This is a genomic window from Mucilaginibacter sp. SG538B, assembly GCF_013376065.1.
GTDB lineage: Bacteria > Bacteroidota > Bacteroidia > Sphingobacteriales > Sphingobacteriaceae > Mucilaginibacter > Mucilaginibacter rubeus.
Window position 1 is genome coordinate 63323 of record NZ_JABMJI010000005.1, and the last position, 11066, is coordinate 74388.

Annotated in this window: 13 protein-coding genes and 1 pseudogene; 11 read left to right on the forward strand and 3 right to left on the reverse strand. The window is 43.0% G+C overall.

The annotated features are described in order from the left end of the window. Window positions 1-2: 2 nt before the first annotated feature. On the forward strand, window positions 3-2006 hold the full coding sequence (locus FHW88_RS23740; protein ID WP_176628147.1) for a sensor histidine kinase: 2004 nt from the start codon (window positions 3-5) through the stop codon (window positions 2004-2006). After that, a complete protein-coding gene (locus FHW88_RS23745; protein ID WP_176628148.1) occupies window positions 1999-2628 on the forward strand; it encodes a response regulator in 630 nt (209 codons plus the stop codon). The genes FHW88_RS23740 and FHW88_RS23745 overlap by 8 nt, the downstream gene beginning before the upstream one ends. Window positions 2629-2729: 101 nt before the next feature. Here FHW88_RS23745 and FHW88_RS23750 read toward each other — a convergent pair whose 3' ends face one another. Together FHW88_RS23750 and FHW88_RS23755 are read right to left on the reverse strand one after the other, a co-directional pair. Beyond that, entirely contained in the window at window positions 2730-3524 is a 795-nt protein-coding gene (locus tag FHW88_RS23750; protein WP_176628149.1) for a hypothetical protein, read from the reverse strand. Further along, a complete protein-coding gene (locus FHW88_RS23755) occupies window positions 3449-3970 on the reverse strand; it encodes a hypothetical protein (protein WP_176628150.1) in 522 nt (173 codons plus the stop codon). Before FHW88_RS23755 ends, FHW88_RS23750 begins: the two co-directional genes overlap by 76 nt. Window positions 3971-4080: 110 nt before the next feature. Here FHW88_RS23755 and FHW88_RS23760 point away from each other — a divergent pair, with 110 nt between their 5' ends. The 4 genes from FHW88_RS23760 to FHW88_RS23775 all read left to right on the forward strand — a co-directional run bounded on the left by FHW88_RS23760 (window position 4081) and on the right by FHW88_RS23775 (window position 7831). Then, complete coding sequence (locus FHW88_RS23760) at window positions 4081-5082, forward strand: sensor histidine kinase (RefSeq protein ID WP_176628151.1); 1002 nt, start codon at window positions 4081-4083, stop codon at window positions 5080-5082. 91 nt (window positions 5083-5173) lie between these two features. After that, complete coding sequence (locus FHW88_RS23765) at window positions 5174-5785, forward strand: LytR/AlgR family response regulator transcription factor (protein WP_176628152.1); 612 nt, start codon at window positions 5174-5176, stop codon at window positions 5783-5785. 191 nt (window positions 5786-5976) lie between these two features. Continuing rightward, window positions 5977-7077: a helix-turn-helix domain-containing protein gene (locus FHW88_RS23770; protein ID WP_176628153.1), complete on the forward strand. Its 1101-nt coding sequence runs from the start codon at window positions 5977-5979 to the stop codon at window positions 7075-7077. Window positions 7078-7117: 40 nt separating this feature from the next. Then, window positions 7118-7831, forward strand: coding sequence for a DUF2306 domain-containing protein (locus tag FHW88_RS23775; protein ID WP_255485418.1), 714 nt, complete (start codon window positions 7118-7120; stop codon window positions 7829-7831). 382 nt (window positions 7832-8213) lie between these two features. Here FHW88_RS23775 and FHW88_RS23780 read toward each other — a convergent pair whose 3' ends face one another. Next, window positions 8214-8810, reverse strand: a complete 597-nt coding sequence (locus FHW88_RS23780; protein ID WP_176628154.1) for a hypothetical protein — start codon at window positions 8808-8810, stop codon at window positions 8214-8216. 216 nt (window positions 8811-9026) lie between these two features. Between FHW88_RS23780 and FHW88_RS23785 the strand changes: the two genes are divergently transcribed. From FHW88_RS23785 to FHW88_RS23805, 5 genes and pseudogenes are all read left to right on the forward strand, one after another. Beyond that, on the forward strand, window positions 9027-9311 hold the full coding sequence (locus FHW88_RS23785; RefSeq protein WP_176628155.1) for a hypothetical protein: 285 nt from the start codon (window positions 9027-9029) through the stop codon (window positions 9309-9311). Continuing rightward, on the forward strand, window positions 9308-9709 hold the full coding sequence (locus FHW88_RS23790) for a hypothetical protein (protein WP_176628156.1): 402 nt from the start codon (window positions 9308-9310) through the stop codon (window positions 9707-9709). Before FHW88_RS23785 ends, FHW88_RS23790 begins: the two co-directional genes overlap by 4 nt. 13 nt (window positions 9710-9722) lie before the next feature. Continuing rightward, window positions 9723-10069 (forward strand): annotated as a pseudogene (locus tag FHW88_RS30035) (glycoside hydrolase family 97 C-terminal domain-containing protein). Between the two features lie 135 nt (window positions 10070-10204). Further along, a complete protein-coding gene (locus FHW88_RS23800; RefSeq protein WP_176628157.1) occupies window positions 10205-10738 on the forward strand; it encodes a hypothetical protein in 534 nt (177 codons plus the stop codon). Continuing rightward, window positions 10722-11027, forward strand: a complete 306-nt coding sequence (locus FHW88_RS23805) for a hypothetical protein (protein WP_176628158.1) — start codon at window positions 10722-10724, stop codon at window positions 11025-11027. Before FHW88_RS23800 ends, FHW88_RS23805 begins: the two co-directional genes overlap by 17 nt. Window positions 11028-11066: the final 39 nt, after the last annotated feature.

Here is an 11066-nt window from a genome sequence, read left to right on the forward strand (position 1 = left end):
AAATGAAGAAGATTTATCTGATGCCAGTCTGCCTGCTGATAACCGTCTACGCTTTAGCGCAGCAACAGATCCCTCTAAATGAAAGACAGCACGTCGACAGTTTGGAAAAAGTCCTGCGGTCAAATGGACCGGATAGTGCAAAGGCCAATGCTAATTTCCAATTGGTGGAATACTGGAAATTCAGGGATACCGTGAAAAGTAAAACGTATTTAATGCGCGGCAAACAACTTGCAGCGAAATATCCCTATTTTAAAGCATTGGCGCATTTTTATGAAGGGCAGTATTATTTTAACTGGAACGCGGCTAAAGCTGCTGCTGCCTTTAAAAAAGCGGAAGAGGCCTTTTCGGCGTTTAACACCCCGAAAGCACACGGCAGGCGTGCAGCTGCATGGTTCAATTACGCTATAATGAACAGGGAAACTAAAGGATACGAGTTTATTACCCGCATTATACTTGAAAAAGTTCTGCCGGAAGCGGAAAAAGCTGGTGAAAAAGTAATGCTGGCGCATTTCTACACGCAGCTCTCTACCGTATTGATGAACAATTACCAGTTCGCCACGGCGGCGACCTATAATCAAAAGGCAATTGAGCTGTTGCAGACCGAAAGCCCGCGCTCAACCAATCTTTTGTTTGCTTATCTGAGTGGTGTAAGTATCTATTGCTATGACGGCAAACCAGCAAAGGCAAAGGCTTTGTTAGCAAAAGCTAAAGCGATAATAAGTGCCTATCCCGAATCCGTAAACTATCCGCTGTATTATTATAACGAAGCTTTATACTATTTTACTGTTAAATCTTTTGAACAGTCGCTGATAAGCGCTGATAAGGGAATTGTTCTTGCAAAAAAATACAATCAGAAACAATTGCATCAGCAGTTCCTGTTCAGAAAATATGAAGTCTACGGACAGCAGAAAGCGTATGCCAAAGCCAGACAAATTTTACTGGATATTGCGAAGGATGGCACGCTTATGGCAACCGCTAATGATAAGGCGACGATTTACGCAGAATTGTCAAAAACCAGCAAAAACCTGAATGACTACAAAGCCGCTTACTTCTGGATGAATAAGTATCAGGTATTAACAGATAGTATCCACAAGGACCAGACCGCGCTAAAGATCAATGAACTGGAGACCAAATACCGCACTGCGGAAAACCATCAGAAAATTGCTGCTTTACAGGCGCAAAACAAACAAGCAGCCCTGAAAGCCAGGAATGAGCATTTATACAACTGGCTGCTGGCCATCGGTTGTTTATCGCTGCTCATTACGCTTGGACTGGTGATCCTGAATGCGAAAAACAACCGGAAACTTGCGGCTCAAAAGGAGATCAACTACCAGCAGCAACTCCATGAACTGGAGCAAAAGCAACAGCTTAAAGTAACCAAGGCCATGCTGGATGGCGAAGAGCATGAACGGGAACGCGTTGCCCGCGACCTTCATGACGGACTGGGCGGAATGCTGGCGGGTGTAAAAATAGGTTTATCGGGTTGGTCAAACAATAACTCGGACCTATCCGGGGACAAAGACCTGAACCACATTATTGGCCAACTGGACTCTTCGGTTTCGGAGCTGAGGCGTATCGCCCGTAATTTGTTACCGGAAACGCTTCTGAAGTTTGGGCTGGAAGTGGCGTTGAAAGACTTGTGTGAGTTTTATATGCGCGATGAGTTACACATTGATTTTCAGGCTTTTCATATCCAAAAAAATATCGCTTTGAGTATTCAGCTGAATATTTATCGCATCATTCAGGAACTGATCTCCAATGCTGTTAAACATGCCGGGGCATCAAATATCATGTTGCAGTGCAGCCAGAATGATGGCGTTTTTTTTGTCACCTTTGAAGATGATGGCTGCGGATTCGATACGGCTATGCTGGAAAATAAGAAGGGTATGGGTTTAGATAACCTTAAAAACCGGATCACTTTCTTAAATGGCAGGTTTGAGCTAAAATCTGTGATTGGCGAGGGAACTACCATTAATATAGAGCTTAATACAAACGTCGATGGCTAAACTACTGACCGCTATAGTTGATGATCATCCTATTGTGATCGAAGGATTAAAGGTTCTGCTTCAGCATGAGGAAAACCTGCAACTTGTTGGCGGATTCTGCAGCGGATCGGCTATTCTGTCTTACCTAAACATCAACCGGGTTGACCTTATTCTACTTGATATTACGTTGCCCGATATCAATGGCATTGAGCTGTGTCAACGAATAAAAGAAGTATCTGTAGCAACTGTCGTCCTCATCTTGAGCAATCATACCGAAAGGAGTATTATTATGCAGACGATTCAAAACGGAGCAAGCGGCTATCTGCTTAAAAATAGTTCCATTGATGAATTGCGGCATTGCATCTCAGAAGGGCTTAAGGGTAATATCTGCTACACTAAAGAGGTCATGGAAATTATCAGCAGGCCTTCTAAAAATCAAATACAGGGCATGCCCCGTCTTACACGCCGGGAAAAGGAGATACTGGCCTTAATCGCAGCAGGTAAGACCAGTCAGGTGATCGGCCAGGAATTATTTCTGAGCCCGCTGACCATAGATACGCACCGTAAAAACCTGATCCAGAAATTTGGTGTGAAAAATGTTGCTGAACTGATCATGGCTGCTACACAACAGCAAATACTGTAGATTACCCGGCTACTGATGTCATACCCGGTTCTTTTATGACAGGAAAAACAATCAAATCGCGCGCAGCCGGGCGTTACGTCTACCCAACAGCTTGCGGTTTGTCAATTTGAACTAAGCATGTAATGCAAGTCGTCGTTTTTGACAAGGTGCCAGCCGTCCGCCAGATCCAGCACCCAACCGTCACCCTCTAAGCTCCGGGCGGCCAGATCCAGCTGGCCGCTTACTGGTACGCTTACGATGTGCCAATCTTTGAGCAACATTCCGCCTTTATTTACTTTGAGGTGTCCCCAGTTATCTTTAACCTCACCCGTTGGGTAGATGGTACCGTAAGTGCCGAGATCGAAAAGTGTGTTGGGGTTGAAGATCACGCTCATTTTGACCAATGTAATGCGCAGCACCGGCCTTTGCGTAAAAGTTTCGGTATAGGCGGCCACAGTTTCCAGACGAATGGTTTCTTTGTGTTGTTCGGATGATCGGATGACCGTCCCATTATAGATCGATTCGTCCGGCGCGTTGCTGGCTTTGACCTGGTAATAGCGGCTGATGAGGTCCGGGAAATCAGCATTGGAGTCGATCTGCTGTGTCCAGTGCCTCGCTTTTTCCTGTAAGAGCAGGCCATAGATTGGCCCGGTTAGATAGGCAAAGGAACGGATCAGCGACTTTCGGTTAGCGGCCGTATCGCTCTGTGCATACAAATGCGGTCGCAGATCGCTGCGGCCAAGCGATGCGCCTGTGTATTCGGCCAGCCCTTCGTTCATTTCCAGCATACGTTCATTGGCAAACGCTTTGGGAAACAATCGTTCCCGGTTTTGACGGAAAGCTAAAGCATTAGCCAGGTCTGTTTGCCTGCGATTGACCGGTTTCTGCAGCGCCGCTTTAAGTGCTTGCAGCTCCAAAAGAAATATATGCGTCCCTCCATAGTGCTTAAATGATCGGCGGTCGGGCTTTTAGCGGGGAAACCGGTCTGTTCCTGGATGCGGTGAAAAGATTCATGTAACAGCAAGTTAACCCGTTCATTGCGGCCTTCCGGCAAAGGCCATAATAGCACCGACCAGCTGCGGCCGCCCCACTGAATGGACGTATTGGCGACCATCACATCTTTTGGCAGCGAACCGACATAAATCCCGCTATCTGATTTCAGTATTCCAGCGCTGTCGGGCATATTGGCGTAAGTGAGCCGGCTTTGCTGATCGACAAAGAGCATCGGGCCGTAGAGCGGTACTTTCCATAACTGTTGTTTTTGAGCGGCGGCGGCCACTTCCTTGAAATAGGATGCAGCCAAAGGCACCTGTGCAACAGCGGTACCGGCGAAAAACAGTAAACAGATCAATAGCTTTTTCATGGCACCAAAATAATGGCTTGTTATGAGCGGGTGCCACGTTATTATACCAATGGTGCTAAATTTTATACGAGCGGTAAGACGCCTTTGGCTGATGATGCGTACTTTAGACCATGCGTAAATTTGGGGTGCATGCGGGCTTTTGGCTGTTGTTCTTTTTGATCTGGGACCGGCTTTTGTATTTTTATGTCAATAACGAATGGAACCGGCTGTATTTTTCGGCCCTGGATACCGGGCTTATACTGCTGACCTTTTATGCGATGTATACTTATTTGATGCCCGATTATTTTCGGCGAAAGAGTCTGGGCAGGTTGATCATATTGTCGGTTTTGCTGGTGTTGGTTTTGGCGGGCCTGGCTGCGTGGATCATGGGGTTGCTGTTGCAAAACATGATCGTGCCCATCCATTTTGATTTTAGCTGGACATACAAGGATATGCAGTATAACCGGTTGTTCATGGCGTTTTTAGGTGTACTGGCTGGTATATTCGTTAAACTGGCGCTGGACCGTTTTGAGTTGCGGCGCAGTTTAGCGGCGCTGGAAAAAGAACGCAGCGCGGCGGAATTGACCTATCTGAAAAACCAGCTAAACCCGCATTTCCTGTTTAATTCACTCAATAGCCTGTACAGCCAACTGGAACTTGGAACAGGTGATCCGAAGCAGACGTTGTCGGCACTAGCCGATATGCTGCGGTACCAGTTGTATGATTCGGGGCAGGACCTGGCCTCTTTAAATAAGGAACTGGCTTATTTAGCCGATTATATCGCTTTGCAAAAGATGCGGATGGATAATTGCGCGGTCACTTACGCCGTAGCCGGCGATATAACAAGTCAGGGAATCGCGCCGCTTTTACTGATCACCTTTGTAGAAAATGCATTCAAGCACGTTTCCGATAATTTGATCGAAAACTTTATTAATATCCAAGTTCAGATCAGTGGAAGTCAACTCGATTTCAATTGCCGGAATAGCTATGAAGCCGGTGCTACAGGCAAGGGTATTGGACTGGACAATGTGCGTAAGCGCCTGTCAATGATCTATGGTGAGCACCAGCAATTGCAGATCAGGGAAGAGAATAATGTTTATGAGGTAAAATTATCGCTATGCTTAAAGTCCTGATCGTTGATGATGAACCGCTGGCGCGGCAGCAACTGGAAGCCTACGTCAACCGTCTGCCCTTCCTGCAATTGGCGGGGGGGCACGTAATACGGTGGTAGCAAACGGTATTTTGCATAGTACGCCGGTCGACCTGATCTTTTTGGATATCCAGATGCCGCAAACGAGCGGAATTGAATTTCTAAAAAGTCAGGAGATCGTACAGCAAGTCATCCTGGTCACGGCTTTTCCCGAATACGCGATAGAAGGTTTCGAACTGGCAGTTACGGATTATTTATTGAAGCCGGTGACTTTCGAGCGTTTCACCATGGCCTGTGAACGGGCTCTGGTCAATGTCAGCGGCCAGGGTCATGTGAATTTATTAAAACAACAGCCTGGCTATTTATATATCAGATATGATCAGCGCCTGCAAAAGATCCGCATTGCCGATATCCTGTTTATAGAGGCGATGGCCAACTATGTGCATATAGTTTTAGGGGATCAAAAGTACACGGTCTATTCCAGCTTAAAGGGTTTGGAAGCTCAACTACCGGCCGGCGCTTTTGTCCTGACCCACCGGTCTTTCTTAGCGGCGGTCAGTCATATTGATAATGTGGGCCGGGCAGAAGTCTCAATCGGCGAACATCGCCTGCCACTCAGCCGTTCGCAGCGCAAACTCGTGCAGTTGCTTATTCTTAAAAAAAACGTCATCAGGTCAAAGCGCTGATTAGCGATCAGGGCAGCCACTTATTGATGCTCTTATTGATCTGCATACCTCTCAACAAAGCTCATAAACATGATAAACGCTATTTGTTTTTCCGGATCAAAGCATGAGTTTGGAAACAGTAGCTAACCGCTGAATTCATGCATCTACATTTGTTTATCGTTTATATTTGAAGAATAATTACCTGTTACCGCATGTTGCATATCACCGGAATAATTATTTCCTTGTTTCTTTCCATCCTTCTTTTTACCAAAAAAGGTAAATCTGGAGCAGATTTGCTACTGGCTTTCTGGCTGCTATTAATTTCATTGCACCTGGTCACTTATTATCTGTTAGCCACAGGAAAGTTCATCGAATTTCCTTATTTATTGGGTGTTGAAATTGCTTTTCCGTTTATTCACGGCCCTTTTTTATATCTGTATACCTCCCTTCTAACGGGAAAGAAAATCACTAATCTAAAGTTCGGTCTTCATTTTATCCCAACATTATTAGTATACGTGGTATTATTAAAATTCTTCCTGTTACCTATAGCTGAAAAAATTCTCGTTTATGAAAATCAGGGCGCCGGTTATACAACCATATTAAAAATCATCCATTTTGCCGTAATACCTTCGGGAGTTGTATATATCGTGCTTTCGTTATTGTTGTTAAAAGAACATCGCAGAATCATTTCAAATCAGCTTTCCGCTGTAGAGAAAATCAATTTAAATTGGTTAAGCAAGCCAATGATTGGTATGGGCCTGATCTGGCTGTCTGTTCTTTTTGGCAACGATAGGACTACTTTTACCTGTGTCGATTTATTTATCCTGTACATTGGCTATTTTGGTGTGAAACAGGTGGGCATCTTTACCAATAAAATAGATGAGCAGCCACTCCCTCATGAAGAGATCGCATTCCCGGTCAAATATCAGAAATCAGCCATCGGAGAAGTGCTTTTGTCAGAGATACATGCTGAGCTTTTAAAACTAATGGAGCAAAAAAAACTCTTTAGAGATCCGGAGTTAAGTTTGAACGAACTCGCTAAACAGCTGGGCGTGCATCCAAATAGCTTATCCCAGGTTATCAATACTCTGGAGCACAAGAATTTTTACGATTATATCAATGCGCTAAGAATAAATGAGTTTAAAACAATCATGCTTTTTCCTGAGAATCAAAAGTTCACCATGCTGTCACTAGCTTATGAAGTTGGTTTTAACTCGAAAACTTCCTTCAACAGAAATTTCAAAAAGATCACAGGATTATCGCCAACAGCGTATTTAAAACAACATAAAATCCGGCTCCAAGTCACAATTTAAACAGCAAATAAGTGCCACCTTACAAAGTGGAACTATTTAAATGCCAACAAGACACATCTTTGTGCATAATGTTGGTCAGGCTTATGTTATGAGTTGCCTGTCTGGTTTAAATAGATTAATTGAAATGAAAAAAAAGATTTTTTGGATTCCGTTTGCTGTATTGTCTGTCCTTATTGGGCTATATCCGCTTAAATATCTTTTAAATGCGGGGAAAATTGGGATATTAAATGGCAAACCGGACTGGCTCTTAAATAGTGAAACCTGGAAGCTTTCCTTTTATACACATATTGTTTTGGGCGGAGTGGCATTACTTATCGGATGGATCCAGTTCAATAAGAAGCTCAGACTCCATAAGCCTTATGTTCATCAATTCATCGGCAAAATATATGTTGTGTCGGTTTTACTAAGTTCCTTTTCGGGCTTTTATATTGCCCTGTTTGCAGACCAGGGGCTGTGGGCTTCACTTGGCTTCATCTGCCTGGCTGTAATTTGGTTCTATACTACCTTGATCGCTTATTTAACAGTAAGAAATAAACAGTTTTTAAGACATCAAAATATGATGATCTATAGCTATGCAGCCTGTTTTGCAGCTGTAACACTGAGGATTTGGTTACCTGTTTTAATTATCATTATTGGTGACTATGGCACATGCTATATTATTGTGGCCTGGTTATCCTGGATTCCCAATCTGTTTGTTGCTTATTTAATTGTAAAAAGAGCAGCGTTCAACAATATTCTTATCGCTAAATCTTAAATCATTACATCTTGCCTCCAGAATGTCCAATATAATCGATCAAAATATCAAATCCACTCCTGTACTTAAATAATCGTGATAGCGTTCTTTGTCAAATTTATACATTCATCTTGGGTTATAACATGATGAAAAAGCGATTGATGGCCGTAATAAAACCGCTTGCCAATAAAAAACAGTACAAATATGAGATTGAGTGATAAAGAAACTATTAGCAGACCTCTTTTGAAGCTATTATTAAACATCAATGGTATATTATTATAAACGAAGATATAACTTATTGCCTCCAAGTAAGCTCTCATTATCATGCATCTAACCGCTATTATATTTAAGACGTTCGACGCTGTCTTCGTTAACGCGGGCATTTGAAAATTACCTCCTGTACTTATACCTGAAAGCTTTGATGCAACGCTGTTTTTACCTTTTCCATATCGCTTGCCAGGATCTCGTATATTTTATCATACTGATTGCACAAATCAAATATGCCTACGCTGTATTGACCAAGATACCTCTCGCTGTCTTCTTCGTTATCTGCGGCCCGTAATTTACTCCCGATATCCAATATCTTCAAATACAACTCATGTGATTTATTATTGGCGGCAATCAGTTCATCATAGGATAAAGTGACATCGAAGTAAAGCCCGATAAGGTTATGCCTCCAGTTAGCGACATTCATTTGTTTTAGCCGGGCATCAGCTTCTGCTAAACTTTCTGTCATCGATTTATAACTTGCCTCGCTTCGTTGTATATTTCTACCCTTCCATAGTTGAATGCTTTTTTTTAGGATAGACATCGTTTCGCCCGTCACATAATAATAATGCTCCGCTATCTCGACCTTTTTTGCCCTGTAATCTTTCTTAATTTCAATATCAGCCTTTCTTTTATCACCAACGTAAGCAAATAAGCCAGTTAAAGCTTGTGTTATTAAAGCGCCTGCAAGACCTGAGAATGCGCTGACAATTAGGGTTGTGTTTTCTGCCATGTTAATTTATATGTTTATTACAGATTGGCGAGTGAAACCTTTCGGCATTTTGATAAATTTCGCTGACTTTCGGATATGATTTTCTTAATTAAAACAACCGTTATAAAATCAGCAGATGAATCGGCGATTGATGGTTACAATGCCGGTTAAGTCACCTTTGGTGAAACAATTGTTTAGCCGTTTGGTTCAAATTAATATAATCAACGGCTAACGGCCATGAGACGGCACCAGATTCCTCAAAAGCAAATTGACATTATGCGGCGGCAGTTCATACGAGGGGATGAAACAGGCTACCGGATCGCAAAAAAACTGGGCATTTCGACGGTTACTTCCTGGAGATACATGACTGAGTTTAAGCGTATCAAAGCAGCTTACCCGGAAAAACTAAACAATATGAAGTTTTTTATGCCCGAAGAACCTAAGCAGCATAGAATGACTCCATTGTATGTCCAATTCCTCAGAGTTTTACCACGTCTATTAGCGGACGAGGACCTGGAGTGAAAGCGAAAACCGTTTGGCGGAAATACCGAAAGTTATACCCTGCAGGCTACGCCTATTTACCGTTCACTGAATTATTTTACATATGGATTAAAGAAAACGATGTGCCGGGAAAACCTAAGATAATTCAATCTTTACCGGAGAAAGACCTGAAGGTTTTGAAAAAATGGAAGCATTCGGCAATTCGAAGGAATTGGCAAATCGCTACTACACTGCTCATGGCGCTGGAAACTTCCTGTTACAAGGATATCACTGATAAAACAGAGGCAACATTTCAAACGATAAAAAGCTGGATCAGTACCTACGAAGAGAAAGGCTTAAGCGCATTTGCGTTGCCTAAGCACAAAATCTTCCCTACCGTAATCAAGCGGATGAACGCGCGTGCAGATGATGTGCGATAACCCGACAGCCTATATGAAAGAACAGGAGAGTACCGATTTTATAACTAAGGTACCTGTAACATTTGATGAAACCATTGCGCTTGATGGAAAAGTTGGTGAATATGTTGCTATTGCACGCAAAAAAGGTAGTACATGGTATGCAGGGGGGCTAACTACTGGTCGGAGCGGGATATAACACTGGATCTGTCATTTTTGGAAAAAGGCAGTTACGTAGCCGAAGTTTTTAAAGATGGAATGAACGCCGAAAAAGATGCGACCGATTATAAGGGGTATTCAGTTAAAGTAAATGCCGGGGAAAAGTTGCCGCTTCACATGGCGCCCGGAGGTGGTTTTGCAATCAGGTTTGACTCTGTAAAGTAAAACAGCACATGAATTGTTATCTCTACTATTGTATGTTAGGTCATTGAAAATGAGCATGCTTAAAAACTGTACGTTTTTATCTGTGCATTCCCCTAACGGCAATGCTACATTGATGAGAACCGATACGCCGCGAAAATGTCGCCCTTTTTAAAAGTCAACAAAATCCCTGAAGCCAACGAGCCGACATATGCGATAACGGCCAATATTGACAGCCTGGTTAATCGCGCCCGGAGAATAGCTCCCGGTTTTCAGCCGATTGCTGTTAATATTCCAACCGTAAAAGGAGCGGATGGGGTAGTTCGTGGCCGGATGCCTGCAATTACCTTTTTTCTGCTGCAGGGTAAAGCAAGCGGAATCTCTTTCAATGCATTAACCGGGAGTATTAAATATTCACATAGGTGTTATGATCAAGAGAACGCTTCATTTCAGCAATCCAGCTTATCTAAGTCTGAAAAACGGACAGATGATGATCGATCTGCCCCATTTAAAACACTTGGCGATAAAGATTCGAAAAAAACAGTGCCAATAGAGGATGTTGGAATTATAGTGTTGGATCACCAACAAATTACCATTACACATGGCTGTAAAGCGGTATTACTGGATAACAAGGCTGCTATAGTAACTTGTGATAAACACACATCATCCAACGGGCATGATGCTACCGATTGATGGTCACGACACACAAAGTGAAAGATTCCGTTATCAGATAGATGCATCCCAACCACTAAAAAAACAGTTATGGCAACAAACAATACAGGCAAAAATTTTAAATCAGGCTGCGGTATTAGCCGAGAGGAGCATTGAACATGAAAACATGCTGTATTGGGCAAAGTCAGTACGTTCAGGCGACCCTGACAATTACGAAGGCCGGGCAACGGCCTATTACTGGAGAAATGTATTTCCGAAAAATGTTGAGTTCTTTCGTGGGCGGGATGGTGATTCACCAAACAACTTCTAAATTACGGCTAGGTTAATAGCAGATCGAAGTACCATAATA

Excerpts from the sequence above, each read along its gene's own strand:
- FHW88_RS23800 (WP_176628157.1), top strand. The coding sequence starts at position 10,205 with ATGTCGCCCTTTTTAAAAGTCAACAAAATCCCTGAAGCCAACGAGCCG.
- FHW88_RS23780 (WP_176628154.1), bottom strand. The coding sequence starts at position 8,810 with ATGGCAGAAAACACAACCCTAATTGTCAGCGCATTCTCAGGTCTTGCA.
- FHW88_RS23785 (WP_176628155.1), top strand. The coding sequence starts at position 9,027 with ATGAGACGGCACCAGATTCCTCAAAAGCAAATTGACATTATGCGGCGG.
- FHW88_RS23755 (WP_176628150.1), bottom strand. The coding sequence starts at position 3,970 with ATGAAAAAGCTATTGATCTGTTTACTGTTTTTCGCCGGTACCGCTGTT.
- FHW88_RS23745 (WP_176628148.1), top strand. The coding sequence starts at position 1,999 with ATGGCTAAACTACTGACCGCTATAGTTGATGATCATCCTATTGTGATC.
- FHW88_RS23775 (WP_255485418.1), top strand. The coding sequence starts at position 7,118 with ATGCCAACAAGACACATCTTTGTGCATAATGTTGGTCAGGCTTATGTT.
- FHW88_RS23770 (WP_176628153.1), top strand. The coding sequence starts at position 5,977 with ATGTTGCATATCACCGGAATAATTATTTCCTTGTTTCTTTCCATCCTT.
- FHW88_RS23740 (WP_176628147.1), top strand. The coding sequence starts at position 3 with ATGAAGAAGATTTATCTGATGCCAGTCTGCCTGCTGATAACCGTCTAC.
- FHW88_RS23760 (WP_176628151.1), top strand. The coding sequence starts at position 4,081 with ATGCGTAAATTTGGGGTGCATGCGGGCTTTTGGCTGTTGTTCTTTTTG.
- FHW88_RS23805 (WP_176628158.1), top strand. The coding sequence starts at position 10,722 with ATGATGCTACCGATTGATGGTCACGACACACAAAGTGAAAGATTCCGT.